This is a genomic window from Runella sp. R0.1_18 (genome assembly GCF_057652155.1).
Map to the genome: position 1 here is coordinate 117,617 of NZ_JBYFCK010000015.1, position 25,211 is coordinate 142,827.

At 45.8% G+C, this 25,211-nt stretch carries 24 protein-coding genes; 17 read left to right on the forward strand and 7 right to left on the reverse strand.

Going from position 1 to position 25,211, the window contains the following annotated elements:
- Positions 1-65 precede the first annotated feature (65 nt).
- The 3 genes from AC23P2_RS22710 to AC23P2_RS22720 form a co-directional block, all read right to left on the reverse strand.
- Positions 66-413 (reverse strand): carboxymuconolactone decarboxylase family protein, encoded by a 348-nt coding sequence (locus AC23P2_RS22710; RefSeq protein ID WP_472487814.1) that lies wholly within the window; start codon positions 411-413, stop codon positions 66-68.
- A gap of 160 nt (positions 414-573) precedes the next feature.
- Entirely contained in the window at positions 574-1,941 is a 1,368-nt protein-coding gene (locus AC23P2_RS22715; protein ID WP_487775328.1) for a sensor histidine kinase, read from the reverse strand.
- On the reverse strand, positions 1,938-2,615 hold the full coding sequence (locus AC23P2_RS22720; RefSeq protein WP_472487816.1) for a response regulator transcription factor: 678 nt from the start codon (positions 2,613-2,615) through the stop codon (positions 1,938-1,940). Before AC23P2_RS22720 ends, AC23P2_RS22715 begins: the two co-directional genes overlap by 4 nt.
- Before the next feature lie 114 nt (positions 2,616-2,729).
- Between AC23P2_RS22720 and AC23P2_RS22725 the strand changes: the two genes are divergently transcribed.
- From AC23P2_RS22725 to AC23P2_RS22740, 4 genes are read left to right on the forward strand one after another with little or no spacing between them, the layout of a single operon-like run.
- On the forward strand, positions 2,730-4,181 hold the full coding sequence (locus tag AC23P2_RS22725; protein WP_487775329.1) for a TolC family protein: 1,452 nt from the start codon (positions 2,730-2,732) through the stop codon (positions 4,179-4,181).
- A 17-nt stretch (positions 4,182-4,198) separates the two neighbouring features.
- Positions 4,199-7,390: an efflux RND transporter permease subunit gene (locus AC23P2_RS22730; RefSeq protein WP_487775330.1), complete on the forward strand. Its 3,192-nt coding sequence runs from the start codon at positions 4,199-4,201 to the stop codon at positions 7,388-7,390.
- A gap of 5 nt (positions 7,391-7,395) precedes the next feature.
- Positions 7,396-8,493 carry an efflux RND transporter periplasmic adaptor subunit gene (locus AC23P2_RS22735; RefSeq protein ID WP_487775331.1) on the forward strand — a complete coding sequence of 366 codons (1,098 nt, stop codon included), beginning with the start codon at positions 7,396-7,398 and terminating at the stop codon, positions 8,491-8,493.
- Positions 8,493-9,134 carry a hypothetical protein gene (locus tag AC23P2_RS22740; protein ID WP_487775332.1) on the forward strand — a complete coding sequence of 214 codons (642 nt, stop codon included), beginning with the start codon at positions 8,493-8,495 and terminating at the stop codon, positions 9,132-9,134. The genes AC23P2_RS22735 and AC23P2_RS22740 overlap by 1 nt, the downstream gene beginning before the upstream one ends.
- Here the strand turns inward: AC23P2_RS22740 and AC23P2_RS22745 are convergent.
- On the reverse strand, positions 9,102-10,220 hold the full coding sequence (locus AC23P2_RS22745) for a DNA polymerase III subunit (protein WP_487775333.1): 1,119 nt from the start codon (positions 10,218-10,220) through the stop codon (positions 9,102-9,104). The two genes, AC23P2_RS22740 and AC23P2_RS22745, sit on opposite strands and share 33 nt — an antisense overlap.
- Positions 10,221-10,385: 165 nt before the next feature.
- On the opposite strand from AC23P2_RS22745, the gene AC23P2_RS22750 reads away from it, so the two are divergent.
- The 5 genes from AC23P2_RS22750 to AC23P2_RS22770 all read left to right on the forward strand — a co-directional run bounded on the left by AC23P2_RS22750 (position 10,386) and on the right by AC23P2_RS22770 (position 14,573).
- Positions 10,386-11,396 (forward strand): bestrophin family protein, encoded by a 1,011-nt coding sequence (locus AC23P2_RS22750; protein ID WP_487775334.1) that lies wholly within the window; start codon positions 10,386-10,388, stop codon positions 11,394-11,396.
- Between the two features lie 18 nt (positions 11,397-11,414).
- Positions 11,415-12,161: a hypothetical protein gene (locus AC23P2_RS22755; protein ID WP_487775335.1), complete on the forward strand. Its 747-nt coding sequence runs from the start codon at positions 11,415-11,417 to the stop codon at positions 12,159-12,161.
- A gap of 39 nt (positions 12,162-12,200) precedes the next feature.
- A complete protein-coding gene (locus AC23P2_RS22760) occupies positions 12,201-12,527 on the forward strand; it encodes a HopJ type III effector protein (protein ID WP_487775336.1) in 327 nt (108 codons plus the stop codon).
- A 147-nt stretch (positions 12,528-12,674) separates the two neighbouring features.
- On the forward strand, positions 12,675-13,781 hold the full coding sequence (locus AC23P2_RS22765) for an alcohol dehydrogenase catalytic domain-containing protein (RefSeq protein ID WP_487775337.1): 1,107 nt from the start codon (positions 12,675-12,677) through the stop codon (positions 13,779-13,781).
- 12 nt (positions 13,782-13,793) lie between these two features.
- Positions 13,794-14,573: an alpha/beta hydrolase gene (locus AC23P2_RS22770; protein ID WP_487775338.1), complete on the forward strand. Its 780-nt coding sequence runs from the start codon at positions 13,794-13,796 to the stop codon at positions 14,571-14,573.
- A gap of 145 nt (positions 14,574-14,718) precedes the next feature.
- Here AC23P2_RS22770 and AC23P2_RS22775 read toward each other — a convergent pair whose 3' ends face one another.
- The gene (locus AC23P2_RS22775) at positions 14,719-15,066 is read right to left on the reverse strand and encodes a winged helix-turn-helix transcriptional regulator (RefSeq protein WP_028521779.1); all 348 of its coding nucleotides are present in this window, start codon (positions 15,064-15,066) and stop codon (positions 14,719-14,721) included.
- Positions 15,067-15,471: 405 nt separating this feature from the next.
- Here AC23P2_RS22775 and AC23P2_RS22780 point away from each other — a divergent pair, with 405 nt between their 5' ends.
- Both AC23P2_RS22780 and AC23P2_RS22785 read left to right on the forward strand, forming a co-directional pair.
- The gene (locus tag AC23P2_RS22780; protein WP_487775339.1) at positions 15,472-16,230 is read left to right on the forward strand and encodes a type 1 glutamine amidotransferase domain-containing protein; all 759 of its coding nucleotides are present in this window, start codon (positions 15,472-15,474) and stop codon (positions 16,228-16,230) included.
- 130 nt (positions 16,231-16,360) lie between these two features.
- Positions 16,361-16,996, forward strand: coding sequence for a hypothetical protein (locus tag AC23P2_RS22785; protein WP_487775340.1), 636 nt, complete (start codon positions 16,361-16,363; stop codon positions 16,994-16,996).
- Positions 16,997-17,013: 17 nt separating this feature from the next.
- Here the strand turns inward: AC23P2_RS22785 and AC23P2_RS22790 are convergent, their stop codons facing one another.
- Positions 17,014-17,373 (reverse strand): winged helix-turn-helix transcriptional regulator, encoded by a 360-nt coding sequence (locus AC23P2_RS22790; RefSeq protein ID WP_487775341.1) that lies wholly within the window; start codon positions 17,371-17,373, stop codon positions 17,014-17,016.
- Positions 17,374-17,472: 99 nt separating this feature from the next.
- On the opposite strand from AC23P2_RS22790, the gene AC23P2_RS22795 reads away from it, so the two are divergent.
- The 6 genes from AC23P2_RS22795 (at position 17,473) to AC23P2_RS22820 (ending at position 21,983) form a co-directional block, all read left to right on the forward strand.
- On the forward strand, positions 17,473-17,790 hold the full coding sequence (locus AC23P2_RS22795; protein WP_487775342.1) for a DUF4890 domain-containing protein: 318 nt from the start codon (positions 17,473-17,475) through the stop codon (positions 17,788-17,790).
- Positions 17,791-17,807: 17 nt separating this feature from the next.
- The gene (locus AC23P2_RS22800; RefSeq protein WP_487775343.1) at positions 17,808-18,377 is read left to right on the forward strand and encodes a hypothetical protein; all 570 of its coding nucleotides are present in this window, start codon (positions 17,808-17,810) and stop codon (positions 18,375-18,377) included.
- Positions 18,378-18,521: 144 nt separating this feature from the next.
- Complete coding sequence (locus AC23P2_RS22805) at positions 18,522-19,460, forward strand: bestrophin family protein (RefSeq protein WP_487775344.1); 939 nt, start codon at positions 18,522-18,524, stop codon at positions 19,458-19,460.
- The gene (locus AC23P2_RS22810) at positions 19,460-20,113 is read left to right on the forward strand and encodes a potassium channel family protein (RefSeq protein WP_487775345.1); all 654 of its coding nucleotides are present in this window, start codon (positions 19,460-19,462) and stop codon (positions 20,111-20,113) included. Before AC23P2_RS22805 ends, AC23P2_RS22810 begins: the two co-directional genes overlap by 1 nt.
- A gap of 12 nt (positions 20,114-20,125) precedes the next feature.
- Positions 20,126-20,746, forward strand: coding sequence for an NADPH-dependent F420 reductase (locus tag AC23P2_RS22815; protein ID WP_487775346.1), 621 nt, complete (start codon positions 20,126-20,128; stop codon positions 20,744-20,746).
- A gap of 109 nt (positions 20,747-20,855) precedes the next feature.
- Positions 20,856-21,983, forward strand: coding sequence for a DNA alkylation repair protein (locus tag AC23P2_RS22820; RefSeq protein WP_487775347.1), 1,128 nt, complete (start codon positions 20,856-20,858; stop codon positions 21,981-21,983).
- A gap of 11 nt (positions 21,984-21,994) precedes the next feature.
- Here AC23P2_RS22820 and AC23P2_RS22825 read toward each other — a convergent pair whose 3' ends face one another.
- Positions 21,995-25,108, reverse strand: a complete 3,114-nt coding sequence (locus AC23P2_RS22825; protein ID WP_487775348.1) for a cyclic nucleotide-binding domain-containing protein — start codon at positions 25,106-25,108, stop codon at positions 21,995-21,997.
- Positions 25,109-25,211: the final 103 nt, after the last annotated feature.

The window sequence follows — 25,211 nt, forward strand, 5'->3', positions numbered from 1 at the left end:
CTAGCTAGGGCAAAAACGGCTGGAAGCCTTGCGATAATAATCACGAGGCAGCGCCTCGCGCTATCTTATTCAGCATTTTTCTTACTCTCCTCTTCAAACAAGCGCATGGCAAGGAGGCCATTTCCGACAGCACCACCTGCACGAAGAGCGGCGGCTATAAAAACAGTTTCAGCGATTTCTTCGCGAGTGGCTCCCGCCTCAACAGCGTTCTTAATGTGGGACTCGATGCAATAAGCACATTGAGTAGTCAGAGCTACTGCTACCGACATCAGTTCACGGTATTTGACAGGAATCGCTCCATCTTTTCGCTCGGCAGTGTATTTGAGGTTTAAAAAAGCAGACGCCTCCTTGGAAGCAGCATTGATGAGCGTATCCACGTAGGCACGATCTTTCGGAGATTGATATTCAGCCATTTGAATAAGTAGAAAAGGTGTATTGGAAGTTTAGAAACACTTATCTAAAAAAGAATAACCGAGCGAGTTACTCCATTTTTTAGACTTTTTTTTCACACAATGGCTCGTTGCAGCAACGACCATAGCAAGCGATAATAATCGTATGGTGGTAGTCAAGGCTTTAATCCACAAACGTCGTGGGAAGATAAATTGAAACGGTAGTACCTTGATTCGGAACGGATTGAATTTTTAATTTCCCCTGATGAATCGTCATGACCTTTTCTGCTAAAGTAAGTCCCAGCCCAAACCCTTTGATTTCCCCTACATTTTCGGCGCGCATCATTGGTAAAAAAACTTCCGCAAGTTGGGATTCAGGAATCCCAATACCTTTGTCAACAACTTCAATAATCGTCCAAAGCGATTGATAATCCAAATGAACCAAAACAGGCTGGTGCGCAGAATACTTACAGGCATTGTCAATGATGTTAATTAAAACCGTTCGGAGTAAACTATTGTTTCCGACTACTTTAATAACTGAACTATGTTCAATGAAGGAATCGCTCAGTTGAAGGTCAACTGTCTGCTCTGGGTACTTTTCCTGAAAATACCCCATCGTATCCAAAATAGTATCAACAACATTTATATCTTCCTGCAAACGACTCTCTTTCAAGCCTTCTACCTCGGTCAACTGCAGGAGCACCGTTGCCAGTTCGATGGCACCTTCCAAACGAACGAGGGCTTTTTCGGTACTTTCGCGGGTAGTTTTCAACGATTTGTCATAGGCCAAACTTGTCTCCAACATTCCTTTCACGACCGTCAGGGGTGTCCGTATTTCGTGCGAAGCATAGCGAATAAAATGCTCCTGACTACGCATTGACTGCTGAAGACGATTTAGCAACAAGTTGAACGCATCGGCCAAATAACTGGCTTCGTTGGGCTTAGTATTGTCGTATTGCAGCCGAAACGAAAAATCATTGACACTGGCTCCATTGATTTGCCGAATCAATCGGTCAAAGGGTTGCATGGCCCGTTGGGCAAACAAAAACCCCACAAAAACAATGATGACCAGCGCAATATTATTGCCAGCAATCAAGGTCAGGATAAGGTTGTCACCCGTTTGTCGCCCCGTCAAATCATAGGCCGTTACGATAGCAACATACTTTTTACCCTGGTTGACAAATGACAACGCAACCCCTTCCATCGGATATTCCCAGGTGGAAGTAGTATAGCTAAAATAAACTTCTCCTCTACGGGCTTCTTGCAGTATCTCCGCCGATGGAACGTACGATTCGGAAGTAGAATACACCCGTTTGTTATTTTCGTCAAACAACGTTTCGTGCTGGTCGAGCAGCGTCAAGTAACTTGATTGCCAGAACTCATTTCGGTTTTTGAAATACGACTGAATCGCAAGCGCCCTTCGTTGTAAACGGCTTTTCATCAACGAACGGCGGTTGGTTTCGTAAGCTTGATAGATAAAAATTGAAAATAAGAAAAGAAGGGTCGCCACTAAAAGCCCAAAAGCGATGGTGATTCTTTGTTTAATTCTCATGGTTCTAGCCCTATCATGTACCCTACCCCAAAAACCGTATGCACCAATTTGGGTTCTTCGGTATCAATTTTTCGGCGTAAATAATTGATATAAACATCCACTACGTTGGTATTGGTATTAAAATGAATGTCCCATACGTTTTCTTGAATATTCACCCGACTCATGACGCGGCCTTGGTTAATCAGCAGGTATTCAAGTAACGCATATTCACGGGCCGTCAGAATAATTCGCTTTCCTGCTCTCCACACTTGGTGGGAGTCCGTATCAAGCACCAAATCGGCTACTTCGAGCCGTTTGGGCAGCAGTGGCTGCACCGAATGACGGCGCGACAAAGCCTTGAGTCGAAACAACAATTCTTTAAAGGCAAAGGGTTTTGTCAAATAATCGTCCGCACCTGCCTCAAAACCAGCCACTTTATTATCTAAACTCCCCAAGGCCGTCAGCAATAAAACAGGAATAGCTGGCCAATTGTGTTTTATGTAATGGCACAAATCATACCCGTTCATTCCAGGAAGACTGACGTCCAAAACAACCACATCAAAGCGATGGTCATTGACAAAACTGCGGCCAATTGTTCCATCAAAAGCCAACGTCACGGAGTTTCCTTCTGAGTGCAATCCTTTCTGAATAAACTGAGCAAGTTCCGCATCATCTTCTACAACTAATACATTCATAACACGTTATGGCATGTTTTTTCAACTTCATTAATACCGCTAAAGTAACCAATTTCTTCCCCTAAACGGGTTTCTAATCAAATTCTAATAATTGTCTAATTAGCCTCTAATGGGATGGGTACGTACTTTGGGAAAACGTTGTTGCACGCCAAATTATCAACACCATTTACCCTTTGCCAAAACATGATAGCGGGTCGTCTTTGTATTCTCTTTGTTTTTTCGCTTGTGCTATTCAGCACTAGCGGCCTTCATGCCCAAACACTTACCTTGGAACAAGCCATTGAGTTGACGATACAACATTATCCCACCATTGCAGCGAAAAGGGCGGCCCTAGATGCCGCCCGAACCAATGCCGCCGTGATGCGCGAGAGCCGACTTCCCAACGTACGACTGCATGACCAAATAGACCTAGGTACCGCCAACGGCATGTCGGGTTCGTATTTTTCACTTGGGCTGATTGTCCCCACTTCTGGCGCCCGAAGAGGCGTCAACCGCATGGATTTAGCTTCGGGGAATATTGCTCTAGCGAGTATGGATTGGGAGATTTATAATTTTGGCAGGTACAAATCAGAAGACCAGCTCGCCCGTACCGAAGCCGTCGTGGGGGAATCAGTAGTAGAGAAGGAAAAGTTTCAACTACAGCAACTGGTCATCGGTACCTACCTAGAAATACTTCGGTTTGGACAACAGTTAAACATTGAACAACAGAATATTGCCCGCATTGATACCGTTCGACGAATCATCACCAACCTTGTCAACAATGGCATCAAAGCGGGGTTAGACTCCTCGCTTGTAAGAGTACAGGTCACCAAAGCTCAGATTGCGTATCGTCAGGTGTTAGAAAATTATTACCAAGCCCAAATACGGTTGGCCACGCTCACGGGGAAGCCCGTCAACGCACTCCAAATAGACACGACGTTTCGTCTTCAGTCGTCTTTGGAGCGCCTTCGCCCAACCGACGTCTCGACCAATCACCCCTTACTGAAATACCAAGAAAGTATCGTACGGAGGCAGTCAGCAGAAATAGATGTCATTCGGAAAGCGGCCATGCCTAGGGTGTCCTTCTTAGCCGCCGCGTCGGCACGGGGTTCAAGTCTCAATGTGGAAAATAAGTACGGCCCGCTGCCCGCTGGCTTGGTCTATAGCCGCGCCAATGTCCTGACGGGGCTTGCCATCACTGTGAATGTAATGGATTTTCGGCGGGTAGCCAATCGTATTCGGCTACAGCAATACCGCGTTCAAGAAGCAAGTTTTCAGCAAGCCTCCGAGCAGCTTCAGCTACAAAATATCTCCACTACCGCAGATTCAGTATTGGCGGTTTTGCAACACGAGCTTCGTGATTTTTCTAGTTCGCTTCGTGCTGCTACCGATGTGTATCAGCAACGCTTGGCGCGTTATCAAAACGGCTTAGACAACATACTTGGGCTAAGTGAAGCCCTCCAATTACTGACGTCGGTCGAGAAAGATTACCTAACGACGCAGCACCGTTCGGTCGCCATGCTTTTACAAAAAGCGTACGTTACCAACGACTTTGAGTCATTTTTCAAGCTTTTCAAACACCGATAGCCCCACCATTTGTCGTTATGTCGCTTCTAACCACTTCATTAAAAAGTCCATTATCGGCCCTTGTGCTCATTGGGGGGATGTTGTTTTTTTCCATTTTGGCTTCTACCAAAATCCCAATTGATATTTTTCCGAAACTCAACTCCCCCACAATTTACGTCATTGAGCCTTACGGAGGAATGTCACCTGCGCAAATGGAAGGCTTCTTTGCCACACGTATGCAAGACCAATTTTTGTACGTGTCGGGGATAAAAGAAATACAAAGTCGTAGTGTCCAAGGGCTAACCATTGTCAAATTAGCATTTTATGAAGGCACGGACATGGCCCAAGCCGCTGCCGAAGTTGCGATTCAGGTAAATCGCGCAATGAAATTTTTCCCTCCAGGTGCTTTACCCCCCCAAGTAGTGCGGTACGATGCTTCGTCAGTCCCCATCGGTGACTTGGTCTTTAGCAGCAAAACACGGGCGCTGAAAGAAATCCACGAATTGGCCGTTACCCGCGTTCGGCCTCTGTTTTCGACGATTCCTGGGTTATCAGCGCCCCCGCCCATTGGCACCAACTCCCGAACGATTGTTATCAATCTTAACCCTGAAAAAATTCGCAGCCTGCACGTATCTCCCGACGAAGTGGTCGATGCCCTGGCCGCCAACAACGTCATGACTCCATCGGGGAATATCAGGGTGGAGAACAAGTCATATATTACTACCCTCAACTCCCTCGAAGATAAAGTAGAAGATTTCAATCAAATTTCGATTGTTACCAAAGGCCACCGTACCATCTTTTTAAAAGATTTAGCCACCGTTGCCGACGGCTCAGACGTAACGGCGGGCTATGCGCTGGTCAACGGGAGTCGTTCGTCCTATATTCCTGTTGTAAAAACGGCAGACGCCTCTACTTGGGATGTGGTCACCAAACTGAAGGCAAAACTGCCCGAAATGCGAAGTTTATTACCCGACGACATTGAGGTATCGTACGAGTTTGACCAGTCGATTTTTGTTATCAATGCCGTCAAAAGTCTTTTGTTTGAAGGCGGGCTTGGAGCCATTCTGACGGGCCTGATGGTATTGCTTTTTCTGGGCGATTGGCGGAGTTCTTTGATTGTTATTTTAACTATTCCTGTATCCATAACCATTGCTGTTTTTTTGTTGAATTTGGCAGGTCAGACCATCAATATTATGACGTTGTCTGGCCTGTCTTTGGCGATTGGTATCTTGGTTGACCAAGCGACGGTCACGATTGAAAACATTCACCAACACCTCGAAATGGGGAAACCTAAAAAACAGGCCATTTTTGAAGCATGTCAAGAGGTTGCCCTGCCATTGTTGCTGATTTTGTTGTGTATTTTGGCGGTTTTTGCACCTTCTTTTCTAATGACAGGGGTTCCCAAAGCGATGTTTTTACCGTTGTCACTTTCGATTGGCTTTGCCATGACTGTCTCCTATTTTTTGGCACAAAGTCTGGTTCCGATTCTTTCCAATTATTTAATCAAAGTCCACCACGCGCCCAAAGACGTTGACTTTGAAGCAAAACCTACTTTTTTTGATTCGCTAAAAAATAAATTTCTTCAGCAAACTCAGCGCTTGTTGAGATACAATGGCGGGGTCGTGATAGGCTATACCTTACTTGTGCTGTTATTAGCAGGAGTTGGTTTTATGCTTATTGGCAAAGATATGTTACCCCAACTAAACGCTGGCCAATTGGTAATTCGGATGAAAACCCCCGATGGTACCCGCCTCGAACGTACCGAAGAGCGTGTAAAAAAACTGTTGGAGGTTGTGGATGAGGTATCCGAGGGCAACCTAGCGGTTTCGTCGGCCTACGTGGGGGTAGTTCCTACCAATTATGCCACTACCAACCTCTACGTAAGCACAAGTGGATCAAACGATGCCGTGATTAAAGTCGCCCTCAACAACGACTATCACACCAATATGCAAGATTTTAAGGAGCGATTGCGGAACGCCGTAGCAGAACAAATGCCCGACCTCACGCTGTCGTTTGAACCAGCCGACCTGACCGAAAAACTGATGAGCCAAGGGGCTTATACACCCATTGAAGTGCAGGTCGCGGGGCGAGACATGAAACAAATTGAAAACTATGCAAACAGCTTGGTTACCAAGCTCGACAGCGTTCCTTTTTTGCGAGATGTGCGTATTATTCAACCGCTCAAATTTCCCGTTATCAATATCCGCTTAGACCGCCGTAAGTTAGCCCTGATGGGTTTGTCGCTCCAAGACGTCACCCGTTCGGTCACTGCCTCTACGTCGTCCAGCCGTTATACCGAAAAAAACCAATGGCTAGATAAGCAGTCGGCTTATACCTATCAAGTACAGGTACAAATTCCCGAATATGCCATGAGCAACCTGACACAATTGAAAGAAATTCCGCTGGTTGCGGGACAAGTTCGCCCTGTTTTGTCAGATGTCGCCATTTTTTCAATGGACACTTTACCTGGCGAATACGCCCGCACGGGGCCTCGACGCTTTGTGACCGTTTCGGCCAACGTTCACCACAAAGATTTGGGCAATGCTACCAAAGCAGTCGAAAAGTCGATGGCTGAACTAGGCGATACGCCCAAAGGTTTGCTCACCGAAATCAAAGGGATGTCGTCGCTGCTTATCGAAACCCTCCAAAGCTTACAAGAAGGATTAGCCATAGCAATTCTAGCCATTTTCTTACTGTTATCTGCTAACTATCAATCATTTAAACTTTCAATTGTAGTCTTATCTACGATTCCTGCGGTGTTGGTTGGCGCCATTGGATTATTGCTTTTAACGGGCAGTACCCTCAACCTACAGTCGTATATGGGCATCATTATGTCGGTTGGTATTTCGGTAGCCAATGCCATTTTAATTGTGACCAATGCCGAACAGCTTCGTAAGCTTTACCGCAACGCAAAACAAGCCGCCATCGACAGCGTGGGGGTTCGTCTTCGCCCTGTTCTTATGACCAGTTTTGCGATGGTTGCGGGTATGGTGCCAATGGCCTTAGGAATGGGCGAAGCAGGCGAGCAAGTCGCGCCTTTGGGCCGCGCAGTTATCGGTGGACTAATCGCATCCACCTTAGCGGCTCTTTACATCGTTCCACAGGTATATGTGAGAATCCAACAAAAAACCTCGTTCGACGACCCGTCTCTTCTCCCTGATTATGAGTCACTTTCTGAATCTAGCATTACCGAAACACCTTCCATCACTCATCATTCCTTAGCTCATTAATAGCAATGAAAACCATTGTATTTATTTGTTTAGCCGTATTTATTACGTTTGTAGGCTTCGTTCTTTATTCCTCGTCCGAGCCAGCTCCCGCGTCCCCCAAAAAGAGCAAAAACCAAAAAATGCAACCTGCGTATGCGCTTGGGCGGGTATCACAAGAAAAAGTAGGAGATGTCATTCAATTGCCTGCCGAATTTAGGGCTTACCAGGAAGTAAATATCTATCCAAAAGCTGACGGTTTTGTAGAGAAAGTATTGGTTGACCGAGGTAGTGTTGTACGGAAAGGACAAATTTTAATGGTATTAGATTCGCCCGAATCCGAAGAAAAACTCGTAGCTGCCCGTTCCAACAGCCTCAAAGCCAATGCTCTACTCACTGCAAGTCGGGAGCATTTTTTACGTTTGAAAGCCAGTAGTAAAGTGGCTGGCTCGGTAGCAGCGCTTGAGCTAGAAACAGCGCGCGCCCGAATGATGGCCGACAGCGCTTATACCATGGGGGAAGAAGCCAATTTTAGAGCCCTTACCAGAATCAGGGACTACCTAACGGTGCGCGCCCCCTTTGACGGCGTCATCACCGAACGTAACGTTCATCCTGGAACATTGGTGGGAGCAGGGGCTAAAATGGAACGTCCCATGTTGGTACTGCAACAACACAACCGCTTGAGGCTAGTGGTGGATATTCCAGAATCTTATAGTGTAGGCCTTGAACAAGGCAAAACCGTTAGCTATACCGTTAGCGCTCTGCCAGGCAAAGTTTTTCATGGAAAAATCAGTCGGCGCTCGGGCGACTTAAATGACCAGTTTCGCTCAGAAACCGTCGAAATAGACGTGCCAAACCCAAACGGTTCCTTCAAATCTGGCATGTTTGCTGAGGTAATTTTAGAAACTAACGGTTCTCCTGGCGCCTTGTCGGTACCCACTTCAGCCGTCATTACTTCCACCGAACGGCAGTACATTATATGTGTCGAAAACGGCCAAACCCGTTTCGTTGACGTCAGACGTGGGCAACAATCGGGAGAAAAAGTCGAAGTTTTTGGCCGCTTGACTCCTGAAAGTCAAATCATTACCAATGCGCGCGAAGACATAAAAGAGGGAATTAAAATTTAATGAGACGACTGTTTGTTTTTCTTCAATTGCTAGGAGTGATTGGCTCCACAACCATTGGAGAATCGTTTGCCCAGCGTAAATCAGTAAACGATGCCAACGGTATTTATCTAACCTTAGATGATTTTATTCACCACCGTCTTACCAATGGCTTTTCCAACAACACCAAAGGCTACCATTTGCGCATTCCTCGAATGACACGCATGAAACTAATTACCCCTGATTCGACCTACAATTACAGCTTAGAAGATATATTTGGCTACCGCGAGGATGGGGTGGATTGGTGCTACAAAGGGGGCTATTTATTGGAAATTTTGGGTTATGAGACCACGTCCCCTTTCCACGGCGAAGGATTGTGGCTCTTTTCACGGCACGATTGGTCTGACACGGGCTCTTCACACACGTATTTTTTCAGCAAAACGTTTGAAGATAAACTCATTTGGTTTACCCTCAAAAAAATAAAAAAGGCGTATGAGCAAGACCAAGCATTTTTGAATTTATTAAAACTGGTCAAAAAAAACCGCTTGCTGGACAATTCTAGCAACACAAGCGAACCGCTCATTTTAGAAATTTTTTCGGCGGCGCACAAGCTACATTTTCATTCCCAGCTCCTACCCTCTCATACTCCGCGCCGCGCTCAATGAAATATCCAAAAAAAGCACTTTAGCCCGGGCATTACGCTCAAGGTGATAATACCCATCGGTAATTTCTTGAATGAGCAACTCTATGGCGGAAGGTGCGACAGCTTTCCCAAATTTCTGCACAAAACTCAGTTCCTCATCTTGCAGTCGCAATAAATCCTCCACGCCATTTTGCCACAAAAACAAATCGCGAAATAAATTGAGGGTATAATCAAAAATACCTTTTTGTTTTTCTTTGCCCAAACCATCAAACTCATCTGCCAGCTTAACCAAAGCGGCAAAATCACGCGAGTAACACTTACGCATCCAATTGGCAAACCACGCGTGACGGTCGTCTTCGGTTTCGTGGGTCAAGCGCATGGCTTCTGACAAGTTGCCTTCGCACAAAAACGCGATTTGCCTTGCCCGACGCTCATCCACCCCCTTTTGGGTCAGAAACTGCATCACTTCGTCGTCGGCAAAAGCCCGAACGGCTACCCGTTGTGTCCGCGAAATGATCGTCGTCAACAGTTTATCTGATTGGCTCGATACCAGCAAAAACAGCGTTTTTTCAGGAGGTTCTTCCAAAATTTTCAAAAGTGCATTGGCGGCGGCCACATTGAGCAGTTCAGGTTGCCAAAACAACATGATTTTGTACTCTCCTTCAAACGATTTGAGCGAAAGCTTACTGATAATTCCGCGAGATTCTCGAATGGGAATAATTCCCTGTTGGTTGCCAGTGGCATTGATATACGCCAACCAGTCGGGCAGTGTTCGGTAAGGTTGTTCTTCCAAAAAAGCACGCCATTTTGGAGTAAGTTCGGCCAATAAATCTTCTCCCTCTTTGGGTGTACGAGGCAGCGGAAAGATATGATACACGTCGGGATGGACGAGTTTACGCATTTTGACGCACGAAGGACAACGCCCACAGGCATCGTCGGGCTGGCGGTCTTCGCAATTGACGTAGGTGGCAAAAGCCCACGCCAACGCTACTCCTGCGCCTCCCACAGGCCCATCAAAAAGCTGCGCATGGGCTACGTGGTTGGTTTGTACCGAACGAAGCAGTGCGCGCTTGGTTTCGTCGTGACCGATAATATCTCTAAACAGCAAAACAGAACTGGGTTTATTATTGGCTGTAAAATTAAAGAAAGGCAACTTGTATTAGGCATCTATCTGATAATTTCTATAAATCAGGCACGCACCAAACGCAAAAGTTTGATTTTATTGAAAGGATAAAATAATTTGTACATTCACTACAAAAACCTACATTCTCTCATGCACGCAGGGAAAAGATACACAACCGCAGAACTTCTCGTCTGGACGCGTTCCAACATCATCAAATTTTTCTTTTTGGGCGCAATTCCCGTCATTTTGTACGAATACTTGGACATAGAATGGCTGGCCTTGCCATGGACTGTAGTGGCGTTGTTAGGGACAGCCACTGCGTTTATTGTCGGGTTTAAAAATACCCAAACCTACAACCGAACCTGGGAAGCCCGCCAAATCTGGGGTAGCATTTTGAACAGTAGCCGCGCTTGGGGCGTCATGGCACGCGATTTTTTGGACAATCCCGCCCAAACCCAGCAGCTGGTTTATCGGCATTTTGCGTGGCTGACCGCCCTGCGTTATGCCATGCGGGATAGTCGCTCGTGGGAAGCACAAGCCCTCCAGCATAATCAAGACTACCAAAACAGCCATTACACTATTCCAGAAAAACAAAGTTCGTTGGAAAGCGAGTTGGAAAAATACCTTTCAAAAGAGGAGCTTATGTACATTATGGGTACCAAAAACAAAGCGGCTCAGGTGCTAAGTTTACAAAGCAAAACCATCAAAGAGCTTTACAAAAGCAACCAAATCGACAGTATTCAATTTGTTGAAATGCAACGCGCCATCAAGGATTTGTACGACCAGCAAGGCCGAAGCGAGCGCATCAAAAACTTCCCATACCCACGTCAGTTTGCGACCATCAACACTGTTTTTATTCGCATTTTCTGCATTTTGCTCCCCTACGGAATGCTCAAAGATTTTGACAAACTCAACGAGAATATTTCGGGCGTGTTGCAAGGACACATGATTTGGTTTGTCGTTCCTTTTAGTATCCTGATTTGCTGGATGTACACTACCCTCGACCAAGTGGGCGAAAGTACCGAAAACCCATTTGAAGGTAGCCCCAACGATGTTCCTATTTCCCAGATGAGCCGCACGATTGAAATTGACATGCGTGAAATGCTCGGCGAAACTGACCTTCCGCCCGCCATTCAACCCCAAAATAACATTGTTTTGTAACCCAAATTCGCAAAAATCATGCTCAAGAAAGAGAAATTAAAAATCATTCGTCAGTGGTACCCCAACGCCGTTACGACCATCGACAGTGTCAATCGGTTGATTGATTTTATTGAAGAACACCTTGACCTCGAACCCGAGCAAGTGATGCTTGCCGACAGTGTTTGCAGCGACGACGTCAACAGTATTCAATATCCCGCCCGTACCAAAGAATTACTCGGCCCTTTTAAAATGGGTGGCCTAGACGGGTTTCCATTTACTGGCCTGACGGGCATGGGCGCTTTTGCCAGCCACGTCCCCGACAATGGCGCCGTGTTTATCTACTACGGGCCGCACATCGGGATTACCAAAACGGGAACCATTGGAGAAATCCACCGATTTGGGCAGCACAAAAACAGCGCCTGTTGTGGAGCGGCTAAAGGAGCTTTGGCTAAATTGATGAACGACCAAATCATCGAAGGAAACGTTACTGATTTAGACTATCAAATGAATACGATTGAGCAAATTTTATTGAAACAAAAAGAGCGTATTCTCTCCGCCCAAACCCCACTGTTTGAAGCTACCGAAGTAATTTACGAAGCCATCGACGCCCGCATCTGTGAGTTGGTTGCTAAAACTACGTACAACTGTAAATATGTGATTTTGATGGGGGCGATTCTCATCAACAGCGATACCGACATGGGGTCGTACACCTCCGCCAAACGCTTTGAGGTTATTGAGCTAAAATCAGGTACTAAACGTGATTTGATGGAACTTTTAACGGTATAATTTCTAATTTCTTCCATAACTTTGGCGCAAAAACAATTCATGATACTAGAGAAAATCAAAGCCAACGAAGTAAGTTTCCAAGAAGTCATTGCCTACATTGAAGCGAATTTTGACTTTACCCCAACCGCCTTCAAAAACGGTGATACGTACAACGAAGCAGGCCAAAATTCGGGATCTTGCAAAGTATTTTCTTTCGCTAAACTTTCGGGTTTAAGCGCCCAAGAAACGCTCTATTGTTTTGGAGATTTTTACCGAAAAGACGTTCTCAGCAACCCCAAAGGAACAGACCATCAAAACATTCGTAACTTCGTCAAATACGGATGGGACGGAATTCAGTTTGAGGGAGATGCGTTGAAAGCCCACTAATTCAAGTAAATGAGCAATGTTAATCGTTATCTGTTAACTGTTAACCGTTATCTGTTAACCGTTATCTGTTAACCGTTAAAGGTGCTAAGTTTTTGATATTCAACACAGTTAACGATTAACTGTGCGTTAATTTATAAGCCTAAACCCATGTTACACTCCAAAGCCGCCGTTGCTGATGGTAACGGACAATTTTCGATTCAAACCATCACCGTAGCCGACCCACAGGGTGATGAAGTATTGGTAGAAATCAAAGCCGCAGGCGTATGCCATACCGATTGGGATTCTCAGTCGTGGGGGAAACCATTGGTGATGGGGCACGAAGGGGCTGGGATTGTAAAAAAAGTTGGAAATCGGGTCAAGTCCTTGCGAGTGGGCGATAAAGTAATGCTCAATTGGGCCATTCCGTGCTACGAGTGTTTCCAATGCCAAGAAGGCAACCAACACATCTGCGAGCGCAACTCAGCCGTAACGGCGGGCAATAAACTAAGCGAAGGGCACGCTACGTTTGGTTCTACTACCTACAACGGTGTGCCAATTGAACGGGCATTTAGCCTCGGAACCATGTCGGAATATACCCTTGTGCGTGAAGCCGCTTGCGTCAAAATGCACGTTGAAATGCCCTTTTCATCGGCAGCCATCGTTGGTTGTGGGGTAATGACAGGCTATGGTTCGGTCGTCAATGCGGCCAAGGTGAAGCCAGGCACCTCAGTGGTCGTGTTAGGAACGGGGGGAGTTGGCTTAAACGTCATTCAAGGAGCGCGCATTGCAGGAGCAGGCAAAATCATCGCCGTCGATATCAACCCTTTGCGCCTCGAAATGGCCAAAGAATACGGAGCGACGCACACCGTTTTAGCCGAAAAAACCGACAGCGGTTTGCTAAATGCCTCAAAAATAGTCAAAACCATGACCGACGGACGAGGCGCCGACTACGCGTTTGAATGTACCGCCATTCCTGCCCTAGGGGCTGCGCCTTTGGCCATGGTTCGAAATGCAGGCATGGCGGTTCAAGTCAGCGGTATCGAGCAAGAAATCACGATTGATATGAACTTGTTTGAATGGGATAAGGTATATATCAACCCGTTGTACGGTAAAACCCGTCCACAAATCGACTTCCCCATTTTACAAAATCTCTATGCCAAAGGCGATTTGATTTTGGATAAAATGGTCACCCGCACTTATCCCCTCAGTAGTTTGTCGCAGGCGTTTACGGATATGCACGCAGGAGTAAATGCCAAAGGAGTAATTGTTTTTTAACCCATCGGCTTTATGAGTTCTTTCTTCACCACCGAAAATGCTTTCTTTCAAGGCTTACACTTCCTAACAGTGAAAAGTAATGCGTTGAAAAAAAGAGCAGACTTGACGGTTTATACCCCCACTGCTACCGAAGGCGTATTGCCCATCGTCATTTTGTTACATGGGGTTTACGGTAGTCATTGGGCGTGGACAGTGAAGGGGAAAGTACACGAAACAGCCCAAAAACTTATGGATAGTGGCCAAATTAAACCCATGATTTTGGCCATGCCCTCGGATGGGCTATACGGTGACGGGAGTGGCTACGTGCCCCACCAAACCGCCGATTATGAGCGCTGGATTGTCGAAGATGTAATTCAAGTAGTAAAAGAGCAGTTCGCCCAAGCTACCGACGATAGCCCTGTTTTCATCACGGGTCTTTCGATGGGCGGTTTCGGGGCATTGCGTTTGGGAGCAAAGTACCCCTCGTTGTTTCGAGCGTTTTCGGGTTTGTCAAGCATTACCCACTTCAATCAACTCGCCGAATTTGTGGCTGATTTCGACCAACTAAAGTCCGATGCCTTGGAGCAAGATGGGGTTGGGAAGTACCTACTTCAAAACAAAGATAGCCTCCCTCCTTTCCGCTTTGATTGTGGCCGCGAAGATATTTTAATTGAGCACAACCGAGAACTCCACAAAACCCTAACAGACAACAATCTACCTCACATTTACCAAGAATTTGAAGGGCAGCATTCCTGGGAGTACTGGGAGGAACACATTACAGATACGCTACTGTTTTTTAACCAACAGCTCTAAGCTTACTCCGCCCGAGTATTTTTTAAATCCATAAAATCCGTGTCTAATCCGTATCGTCCGTGTGCTCAAATCGTCGATAATAGCACACGGATAAAAGGGAGATAAAATAAAAATCTTCGGCTAAAGTACTCTAAGCTAACGCGAGTTATTTGTCCGTAATTCCCATTTCCTTCATCAACTCTAGGCCATAATTCCGAATCGTATTAACGACCTCAATAGCTCGTAACCCTCTCTCCGAAATCGTGTATTCAGTTTTTGGTGGAACCACTGGATATACTTTGCGAGTAACAAACCCATCTTCTTCCAACTCACGCAGCTGGGTGGTGAGCATTTTCTGCGAAATGTGCGGAATGTCTTTCTGCAATTCACTGTATCGCATCACGCGGTCTTTCAGGCGCCACAAAATCGGCATTTTCCACGTCCCGCCAATGCGGTCCATCGCAAACTCTACAGGATTGTAGTACATTTTGCCATTGTATCTAAAATCTCCCATTTTGAAATTGTATCACGTAATTAGTAAACCTGATCTTCAAACAGGTTGAATGTATTAAAATATAGAGTGCTATTCATTGCTCCAGAGGAGCTACATCTTAGTAGAAAAATGAATCAAATCCACCAAAAAGCCCCATCGAGGTGGCCGACGTTCGGTGAAAGATGTCACCGAGCGTCGGCCGCCCCGATGGGGCTTTTGGAGTGTCTCCGTATCTTTTTTTCTACTAAGATTTAGCCTCGCAGAGGCTACCTTTTTAAATGTATTTAACCTGATCTTCAAAGATACATATACCTCCTCTTAATTCTATACATACTTTTTAGTGCGTATCGTACAAAAAAGTGGTACACATGGTTTTGAGTGTTTGAGGAGACAATTTTGCCCCATAAACAACCAAAACACATCACAATGATTACAGAAATTAACAGCTACGTACATTTCCACGGCGCACCTACGAAGGGCCAAATTTTAATGGTGGTAAGCTCACCAAGTGTCTCACAACAAACGGGTTGGCCGATTGGCTTCTGGGTAGCCGAGCTCACTCACCCCCTTCGTGTATTTCAGGAAGCAGGCTACGAAGTAGAATTGGTATCGACCCAAGGTGGTAAATTGGAGATGGATACGTATTCCAATCCAACCGATGCCAGTGGGTACTCTGCGCACGACGTGATTTCGCTTGGCTACATGCAGCAGCCGTGGTTCAATGAAATGCTCACCAACACCAAAAAACTGACCGAAGTAAAGGCAGACGACTATGATGCTATCTTTTTGGTGGGCGGACAAGGCCCTATGTACACCTACAGGGGCAACCACGAGCTAGAGAAACTTTTTGCGGATTTCTACGAAACTGGCAAACCAAGTGCCGCCGTTTGTCACTCGACGACGTTGTTGCTCGAAGCTAAAAAATCGAACGGAGAACTGATTGTCGCAGGAAAAACGTGGACAGGTTTTGCCGATGCTGAGGAAGAGTTTGCTGATCAAGCCGTTGGCATGAAAATTCAGCCCTACCGCATCGAGACCGAAGCTCAAAAATTGGCAGGAACGACCTTTAAAGTCGCCGCCCCCTTCTCTTCGTACGCAATCCAAGACGGAAATTTGATTACGGGTCAACAACAAAACAGCGGAGCCGCCGCAGCTGAGTTGGTCGTAAAATTGTTGGGCAAATAGCTTAAAATAACCTTTCACACAGATGGACGCAGATGTAAGGCACAGATAAACGCAGAACTAATCTGGGTTCATCTGTGAAAAATAGTCTGCGTTCATCTGTGTGAAAAAACACCTATAACACGCATCAACGATGGTGATTAACAGTGTAAAATGTCTTTTTCTTTTCCTACTCACAGGTTTTATCCCCTCCCATGCCCAATCTGTAGAAATGTATGCAGGGCATAAACGGGCAGGAATTGATTTGATGTGGTTTAAAAACTTCAAAAATACCAAAAACGAAACCACGTCGTTCCTGTTTTTTAGCCGTAACCGAGCAAATACCGACTATCAAAATTCGCCCACTGCCTTTGGCTCAACCAACGCAGTTTCTTACAATTTCAAAAATGGACTGGGTATCGTAGGCGTCGCCTCGCTGCTCAACGCAGGCTTTACGCCCAAAGTGGGGATTCAGTACTACCGACAAAAGGGAAATTTCATGTTTTTTGGGTGGCTTGTGACTGATGTAAAAAAAGAAAATAACGTCGATTTGTTTGGTCTTTTTCGCTATCAACCCGCCATCAATCCGCAATGGAAAGGCTTTTTTCAAGCCGAGGTATTTCCCGTTTACAATCCCAAAAATCAATTTTGGAACCTCACACAGCGGTTCCGTTTGGGAGCCAAATACCATGCCTGGGCAGGGGGAGCAATGCTTGATTTTAATCAATCAGGAAAAAGTACGCTTACGCACACCCAAAACGTAGGAGCATTTATAAGATACGATTTTTAAAGAAACGGGGGCTTTGTTCACTCCGCAACCAACGTAGCGTTGACCATTCCCGTATCCTTTAGTCCCCATTCACTCATGGCATCAATGATCGGAAACAGGGTCATGCCGTACGCCGACATTTTGTATTCTACTCGGGGAGGAATCTCCGCGTAAATGATTCTTTCCACCAGTCCATCTTCTTCCATTTCCCGCAATTGATTCACCAACATTTGCTTACTGATGTCGGGTATTGCCCGTTGCAACATCGAAAATCGGTTGCAATCTTTTCGTAGTAAGTGAATAATAACGGGCTTCCACTTTCCTCCTATCAGGTTCATACAATGCGTTACGGGGCAACCGTTCGGATTAAAATCTTTGTTTTTACGCTTATTTCCCATTAGTCTATATTTTTATACTATTTATATAAAATAGGACTACTTGCAATTACTAGACAAAGATAAGAATTTTGAACCATCAATTTTAATCAATACAGAAAAATGAAAACAAGCCCAATTATCATCGGTCTAGCGCTGCTCGCCATTTCAACCATTGGCTTCAAAGCATTTATCTACTCGCGCCTTAGCAAAGAGGAAAAGGTAAAACACCTTACCAACAAAATGTCCCAAAAGCTGTCACTCTCGGAGGAGCAAAAAACCCGCGTGTATCAGATTAACCTTGAAAGAGCCAACGGGCACGAAGAGGCTTACAAGCAAGGCCAGAAAAAAGAAATAATTCAGCAGGCGGTTTCCAAGTGGGAAACCGATTTGAAACAGTTGCTAACGCCCGAACAAGCGCAAAAACTACGCATTAACTAAGACTAAAATCAACAAAAATGACAATCGAACAAATCAAAACGTATGTGCAAGGTGGTCAGTGGGTAAGCATCACGCCCGAATTGAGACCCTTTGAAGACCGTCTCGGTACGGGCAAAATTGAGCCTTTTTACGTACAACGCAATTTTCAATATTTTCCAGACAACCGTTTTGAGGGAACTATTGTGAGTTCAGGAGACCCTTATGGCCAGTTACCCTTAGTAAAGTTTACTTTCAAAGGGCATACCATTTGGGGAAACGCGCATCCAATTGCCCAAGGAGCGTTTGAGATTGACTACATCTTGGACGAAGGTTTTGAAGTAACGCCCCTTCATCCCATGTTTGCGGACCAGCTCAATACAGCTCCCGTTGAAGGACTAACTACGTGGGAAGTAGACGTAACTCAAGACATCAAGGGTAAAGAGTTTCCACTTTTTGGAGTAAAAGCGGGTGAAACCGTAGGCGATTATGATCTTATTTTTATCTACAACGATATGTTGTTTATGGGAAGTAAACACGTAGATGGGCGTGGCTTTGATACCCCAGCAAACCGTCCTACTAATTTGCAAGTACCACTGTATCGAAAGTAATCACTCCTTCATGGATAAACGCCCATTGGCAGCCCATACACACCTAAAAGTACTATACATACTTTTAGGTGTGTATGGTTTATTATCGCTATTTATTACTGATTTTTGCCTAAAAATCAGTGTTTAAAGAGACGTTATATCCCCATGATTCTTCGCAAAGTTTTTAACCCCGTTGCCGTTGCTCGTTACATGCGTACCGAATTACTTGCTTCGGCAGGTCTTTCTGTCGCTGTTTATTTTTTGTACCACAACCAACAGCTCGAAAAAGTAGTTTTACCCTTTTCCGTCGCGGCTATTTTAGGAAGTGCCTTGGCCATTTTTCTGGCTTTTCGTAACAACAATTCCTACAGCCGCTGGTGGGAAGCCCGTACGATTTGGGGAAATATTATCAACAATAGCCGCATTTTTGCGCGCCAAATCATCGCCAATGCCGACAACGCCGTGGCTATTGGTAAAGCATCTCAGGCTTTAGCGGATGACTACAAAAAAGAATTGATTTACCGTCAGATAGCCTTTGCCCATGCGCTGCGTTTACATCTTCGTCGGCAAACTAGCTGGGAAGAGCTTTCATCCTTACTTTCTCCAAAAGAAATAGAAGCCCTTGCCACCAAGTCAAACAAACCCAATTATTTACTTCAAAATCAGGGCATTCGTATCAAAGAGGGAATGCGCTCGGAGCTTTTGGGGGCTTTTGACAACATTAGTCTCGAACCTACGCTGGCAGGCTTCAACAATTTCCAAGGGGCTTGCGAACGCATTAAAAACACGCCTCTTTTGCGCCAATACCACTTTTTTACCAAATTATTCATGGTGGTATTTATGGCCATTCTTCCGTTTTCTTTGATAGGTGATTTCAACAAAATGGGCATTCCAGCGCTAATGATTCCAGTGAGTATCCTCGTTTCGTTCGTATTTGGGGTAATGGGCAAGGTAGGTGAGGTCAACGAAGACCCGTTTGAAAATCGAATTACGGATGTTCCGATGACCTCTATTTGTAATACGATTGAGCGAGACTTGAAAGAAATGCTAGAAGAACGTAACTTACCTCCTAAAATTGAGTCAGAAAATGGATTTTTATACTAATGAAAAAACACTTACTGAACTACAGGTTTGAGTTTTTACTCATCATTTTGACCCTTGCTATTTTTGACAAAATAGTAATTTTCTCCGACCCACTCTATGCAAACTACGTTTGGCCGACCAACATGCTTTTGCTGGGGATAGGGTCGTTTGGCCTATTTCACGACCAAAATTTACTGATGAAGTGGGCAAAAAATATCCTGATAGTTTCCGTAGTCGCTGTACCCATAGCGGCCCAAACCATTTTTGTCAATTCGGTGCTGACCCAAGTTGCTTTATGGTCTTACCTGCTTTTTTACAGCATCATTTTTACGGAAGTCATCAGGCAAATTATTAGTAAAAATGAAGTAACCGAAAGCATCATCATGGGCTCTCTGAGTGGTTTTTTGTTGATTATTGTGGTCGCTACGTTTAGCTTCCTCCTCATCGACTTCCACCTCCCTGATGCCTTCCAAAACCTTCAAGGAACCACCATTCCTCAAAAGTACCATCAGGTCGTTTACTTTAGCAGCATTACACTCACCACCATAGGGTACGGCGACATCACTCCTAAAGCTGACAATGCCAGGCTCTTAGCCGCTTTTTGGGGAGTGGTGGGGCAGTTTTATATGGTAGCCGTCGTCGGCATTATTATCTCAAAATTTACGTCTAAATAATCCTTAAAATCCATGAAAATAGCAATCATTGGTTCGGGCAATGTTGGCGGGGCATTGGCTCAAAAGTTTATCGGCGCGGGCCATACCGTCTTGATGGGTGCCAAATTCCCGTTGAGCGACAAGTCAATCAAGCTCGCCACCAAAATCGGCGAAGACCGTTTTACTAGTATCGAAAGCGCCGTTCAGCAATGCGACGTCATCGTGCTGGCCACTCCTGCCCCCCTAGCCGTAGAGGTAGCTGAATCCTTGGGCGATACCACGGGCAAAGTCATCATCGATACCATGAACATCGTGATGGGACGCGGGCCTGTGGGCTTCAACAACACCTCAGATGCCATTTTGGCCAATACCGCCACTACCGACGTAGTGAAATGTTTTAATACCACAGGTTTTAACAACATGCTTGACCCGCACTACGGAGAACTCGCCATTGATGCTTTTGTGGCGGGAGATTCTGAAAAGGGCAAAACAATCGCCAATCAGCTCGCTCTCGATGCAGGCTTTGGCGCTTGTTATGACGTGGGTGGAAATGATAAATTCCAACTCATGGAACAGTTTGCGTTTTTCTGGATTAACCTTGCCATGTTTAAAGGCCAAGGCCGCGAGGTTGGCTTTAAGCTATTGAGACGTTAACTACCCTTTAGCTCTATTATTAGCAAAACGCCACCCTAAGGAGACTCCCGCAGGATGGCGTTTTTTTGTATCTTTGTAGGGTCAACAGCCTTGCAAAAATAAATTACTCATGGAAGAAAAATTTCCCCTCAAAGACCACCTTTTTAATCCCCCGAAGGTGGCATTTTTAGCCCGTTCTATCGCCAACGTATATCCTGCTTTTGAGCAAGAAAAGTTCCAAAAAGAGGTCGTTAAGGCTTTCCCACAGCTAGAGTTAAAAGAGCGGATCGCCCACATTCGCCAATGCCTTCGCCGCTTTTTACCTGCTGATTATCAAGAAGCTACTACCGTCTTATTGCAAGCGCTTCCCGCCCCTTTGAACGAGGAGCTCACTGACAACGATTTTGGGGATTTTATCTACGCCCCGTTTAGCGACTTTGTAGCCAACTACGGCTGTTCCCGCGAACACCTTGCTTTTTCATTGGAAGCCATCAAAGAAATCACGAAACGGTTCTCAGCCGAATACTCCATTCGGTTCTTTATCAATACGTTTCCCGAAGAAACGATGGCTACGTTGCTTCAATGGGCTAACGATAGCAACTACCACGTTCGGCGGCTGTGCAGCGAAGGAAGCCGCCCCAAGCTCCCTTGGGCACAAAAAATTCATACTTCGGCCAGCGACGCCCTGCCAATTCTCCACCAACTTTACGCCGACAACACCCGTTTTGTGACGCGCAGTGTGGCCAATCATCTCAATGATATTGCTAAACTTCAGCCTGAATTGGTACTGGAAACACTAAAAAATTGGCAAGCCTCAGGCCGACAGTCGGAAACAGAAATGAGCTTTATCACTAAACATTCATTACGTACTTTGGTAAAAATGGGCCACCCCGAAGCGCTTCGTCTATTGGGTTTTGGCAACAGTGCCAATATTCATCTCAGTAAATTGAAGTTTGATACACGCGCAAAAGTAGGCGATGCACTTTCTTTTTCATTTGACCTAAGCAGCACCGAAACCAAAACCGCTGCGGTGGACTATATCCTGTATTTTCAGAACAAGCAAGGGTTGATGACCAGCAAAAAAGTCTTTAAGTTACAAACCCTTGTGCTCTCCCCTAGCGCTCCCCAAATGCTGTCGAAGCGCCACGTTTTTCGACCCAACATGACTACGCGGCAACTATACGCAGGAATCCATCAAATTGATATTCAAGTGAATGGAACAGTACTGGCTTCGTTTCAGTTTGAGCTGGAAGTGTAGAAAAGTGAGATTTATTTCGTCGAAAGTTGGCGCAATTTGGTATTCTGGGTACGGATCCGTTGGCAAAGTATCTTAATGATATTTCGAAGTACTTCCCCACGCTCGTCCATCAAATCGTAAAAATCACCTTGGTCGATGCGGAACAATTGAACATCCGATAGTGCAACTACACCTGCCGAGCGAGGTTCTGTATCAAGCAGGGCTAATTCTCCAAAAACATCTCCCCGACCAAAGGTTGCCAGTTGGACCTTGCCATCATAGATACCCACTTCGCCGTCATAAATCACAAACATACTCGTTCCCAAATCGCCCTTGTCAAAAATCGTTTGACCTTCGTGGTAGCTCACTTCGCGCATGATGGGCGCAATGCTACTCAAGACGTTTTCGGGGGTTTCAGCAAAAAGTTCGGTGTTTTTTAGAACCATAACCCGTTCCGTAATCGAAACCGTAGCGGTGGCAGAAGAATGACTCATAACTCGTAAATCGGGGTATTGAAATAGGGTTTCGAGCGGGATTCCACGCAAAGCCAATCGGATAGTCCAATCGGTAAAATAACGCGTTCCTTGCTGTAAAATATAGTCTTTGATTGATCCAGTAGCTGTCGATGCCCCCAATTGAGCATCCATCAACCGAATTTTATCGGCATCGGCAACGTTGTCGAGCAGCGCGTGTAAGCTCGCATATACCTGACGAGGCACCACATTTTGAAGTAATTCCAATGAATTGGCGCGGCGTTCGCGCGAGCTATGCAACAAACTCGCCTGCGTGCTCAGAATCGCCTCTTGGTCATATTGTTGCATAAGCAACCCAAAAATTCGCTGAATAAGCACTTCTTGCTCGTAGTTAAGGCTATTTTTCAGGTCATTGCCGAGGTCTGTTTCATTGGTAGCGTGCAATAAACGTTGTGCCAACAAAAACTCTTCTTTCAGCAATTGTTCAAAAACTGCACTCTTACCTCGCGCATTTGGATAATTCCGCAACGCCTGCAAAGCCGACGTTCGAACCGTCACGTCGGGGCGCTGTACCATTTCTACCAACAAAGCATGGGCTTCTTCCGACTGCATCTGTCCCGCAGTGGCTATCACCCGCTGGGTCACAGTTAGAGAGTTCGCGGAGGTTTCTAAAGCAGCTAGTACGGGTATAGCTTCCAATTGGGCCAAGCTGCGTGCGGCTTGCCGCCAGTATATTTTTTCATGTAATAATCCCGCCACTTGTTCGGTCAGCGCTGGCTCTTTCAACCTTCCTGCGGTCTCAATGGCTGCCATAACCACTGCGGGGTCAGACTGTTTTAGTGCGTTACCTATCAGTTTACTGTGGGTTAACAAGCCCAATTCTTTTACAATGTCGAGGGCAGCCAACTGACTTTTTACCTGCTCACTTTGCAGCATCGCTTTGAGCGCCGTCTGCCCTTGTGTTTGTTCGGGATGGGTGGTCAATAACCCAAGCAATGCCCCTTTTCTAACCAATAAATCGTCGTGGTACAAAAACTCTACCGCTGCCGATTCGGACTCTTTACTCAATACAAATGCCGCTTTCTCCCGTACACTGACTTCCGAGTCGTGCAAAATCATCATTCGAAGCTGTGCTGGTTTGAGCTTTACTTTAAGCTGGTCGGCAATGTCAAGGGCTTTTACCCGAATACGTTCATTGGAATGTCCAACCAACTCCGTCACGTACCGATACAGGCGATCTGATGACACACTTTTGGGGCGATTGGCCACCAACCATTCAATCGCATTGATGACCTCTTTGGGTTTGTCACTTTGTAAGTTTTTCAACACCGCATGAACGGCCTCATCGGGGACAGCCAAATCTTCGGCCGCCATAAAACGTTTACTCAACGCCTCTTGCAACGTAAGCACGTATTGACGGTATGTTCTCCTCAAAAACCACAAGGCAAACAACGCCCCAATCACAATTTCTTCCACCAAAAACCAGTCACCTCCTTGCCATAAATGATGGCTCAAGTACAGCATCAATCCCCCGATTCCTAGTCCTAACGGCTCATAAAAACCTTTGGCGAGGGTATGTCCGCGCAGGCGTTGGTGGGTAGAAAGCGGTTGAAAAAGCACCAAAAAAACGGGATCAAACAAGGCCCGACGCACAACCTCAAAGCCTAAATAAACAAAGCAATAAGCCACCAATTGCACCGACACGTCGGCCTCCGTGAAGAAAATCACGCCCAAGGCCATCGACACCAACAATCCTCCTACGGGAAGCAATGCCAACATTCGGTTGATGCCAAAGTATTCGACCGTTTGGCGCGAGACAATCAGTTTTACAAACGTTGCCAATAAATACGTGAGTGCCAACACAATACCGAGGTATTTCATCACGTCGGCTTGGCTATGAAGTTTGTATTTTACGTTGATAAAAAAAGCGTATTCTACCCCCGTTGCCATGATCGCTACCGCAGTCAGGCTCAGACACATGGCAAAAATCAACTCACTTCCTCCAAACAACTGTGCAATCAGGCGGGGCATGTGGGTACGACGCACGGGAGCATGGCCGTGTTCGGTGGCGACTTTATGCGACCGAAACGTTTGCACGGCGGTGTACATAGCCGCCCAAAAGAACCCGAATGCCAATAAAATCAGCACCAGTAGTTCGGTATGGCCGTGAATCAAGACCGCCAAAATCCCCCCAAGGGCTTTGGCTGGCATATCGCCCGCGCTAATCACCCCAAACAACCGTTTGCTTTGGCGAACATCAAATACAACGGCCGAGACGCCCCAAAATTCAAGATTTGTTAATAAATAAATCGCTCTAAAACCCACCATGATGGCAACCGATGCCGCCACCGAATGCCCAAAATAAACCAACGCCAAAATGACGGCCGTCAGCACCAGCACCGCCCCAAGTACCCGAATCACCAGACGATCGAGTAACAAGTGGTGTTCAAAATAGCTATAGATTTTCCCTACTAGCATCATCCCCACCGCCGAAGCCATGTAGGCCAGCGGAAGACTCGTTTCTGGGTGATTTTCAAGGAGAATGACGTTGGCCGAGACGTAAATAAGCATCGTACCAAAGCCCAAAAAAAAGTGGTGCAAGAAAAACAGTCCGACGGTTCGGACTTCTTCAGCCCTGATGCCTAACGAACGGTATAGTGGGTAAAAAGACATAGCGAGTAAGCAATATTGGACAAAAATACAGATATTGGACAAAAAACAACTTATTACGACCTTTGATATAACTTATTCCTAACAAAACCTCGTTCGGTCACGG

What these genes read in the sequence shown, in the direction of transcription:
- AC23P2_RS22710 (WP_472487814.1), bottom strand. Translation starts at nt 413, where the DNA reads ATGGCTGAATATCAATCTCCGAAAGATCGTGCCTACGTGGATACGCTC.
- AC23P2_RS22715 (WP_487775328.1), bottom strand. Translation starts at nt 1,941, where the DNA reads ATGAGAATTAAACAAAGAATCACCATCGCTTTTGGGCTTTTAGTGGCG.
- AC23P2_RS22720 (WP_472487816.1), bottom strand. Translation starts at nt 2,615, where the DNA reads ATGAATGTATTAGTTGTAGAAGATGATGCGGAACTTGCTCAGTTTATT.
- AC23P2_RS22725 (WP_487775329.1), top strand. Translation starts at nt 2,730, where the DNA reads ATGGGTACGTACTTTGGGAAAACGTTGTTGCACGCCAAATTATCAACA.
- AC23P2_RS22730 (WP_487775330.1), top strand. Translation starts at nt 4,199, where the DNA reads ATGTCGCTTCTAACCACTTCATTAAAAAGTCCATTATCGGCCCTTGTG.
- AC23P2_RS22735 (WP_487775331.1), top strand. Translation starts at nt 7,396, where the DNA reads ATGAAAACCATTGTATTTATTTGTTTAGCCGTATTTATTACGTTTGTA.
- AC23P2_RS22740 (WP_487775332.1), top strand. Translation starts at nt 8,493, where the DNA reads ATGAGACGACTGTTTGTTTTTCTTCAATTGCTAGGAGTGATTGGCTCC.
- AC23P2_RS22750 (WP_487775334.1), top strand. Translation starts at nt 10,386, where the DNA reads ATGCACGCAGGGAAAAGATACACAACCGCAGAACTTCTCGTCTGGACG.
- AC23P2_RS22755 (WP_487775335.1), top strand. Translation starts at nt 11,415, where the DNA reads ATGCTCAAGAAAGAGAAATTAAAAATCATTCGTCAGTGGTACCCCAAC.
- AC23P2_RS22760 (WP_487775336.1), top strand. Translation starts at nt 12,201, where the DNA reads ATGATACTAGAGAAAATCAAAGCCAACGAAGTAAGTTTCCAAGAAGTC.
- AC23P2_RS22765 (WP_487775337.1), top strand. Translation starts at nt 12,675, where the DNA reads ATGTTACACTCCAAAGCCGCCGTTGCTGATGGTAACGGACAATTTTCG.
- AC23P2_RS22770 (WP_487775338.1), top strand. Translation starts at nt 13,794, where the DNA reads ATGAGTTCTTTCTTCACCACCGAAAATGCTTTCTTTCAAGGCTTACAC.
- AC23P2_RS22775 (WP_028521779.1), bottom strand. Translation starts at nt 15,066, where the DNA reads ATGGGAGATTTTAGATACAATGGCAAAATGTACTACAATCCTGTAGAG.
- AC23P2_RS22780 (WP_487775339.1), top strand. Translation starts at nt 15,472, where the DNA reads ATGATTACAGAAATTAACAGCTACGTACATTTCCACGGCGCACCTACG.
- AC23P2_RS22785 (WP_487775340.1), top strand. Translation starts at nt 16,361, where the DNA reads ATGGTGATTAACAGTGTAAAATGTCTTTTTCTTTTCCTACTCACAGGT.
- AC23P2_RS22790 (WP_487775341.1), bottom strand. Translation starts at nt 17,373, where the DNA reads ATGGGAAATAAGCGTAAAAACAAAGATTTTAATCCGAACGGTTGCCCC.
- AC23P2_RS22795 (WP_487775342.1), top strand. Translation starts at nt 17,473, where the DNA reads ATGAAAACAAGCCCAATTATCATCGGTCTAGCGCTGCTCGCCATTTCA.
- AC23P2_RS22800 (WP_487775343.1), top strand. Translation starts at nt 17,808, where the DNA reads ATGACAATCGAACAAATCAAAACGTATGTGCAAGGTGGTCAGTGGGTA.
- AC23P2_RS22805 (WP_487775344.1), top strand. Translation starts at nt 18,522, where the DNA reads ATGATTCTTCGCAAAGTTTTTAACCCCGTTGCCGTTGCTCGTTACATG.
- AC23P2_RS22810 (WP_487775345.1), top strand. Translation starts at nt 19,460, where the DNA reads ATGAAAAAACACTTACTGAACTACAGGTTTGAGTTTTTACTCATCATT.
- AC23P2_RS22815 (WP_487775346.1), top strand. Translation starts at nt 20,126, where the DNA reads ATGAAAATAGCAATCATTGGTTCGGGCAATGTTGGCGGGGCATTGGCT.
- AC23P2_RS22820 (WP_487775347.1), top strand. Translation starts at nt 20,856, where the DNA reads ATGGAAGAAAAATTTCCCCTCAAAGACCACCTTTTTAATCCCCCGAAG.
- AC23P2_RS22825 (WP_487775348.1), bottom strand. Translation starts at nt 25,108, where the DNA reads ATGTCTTTTTACCCACTATACCGTTCGTTAGGCATCAGGGCTGAAGAA.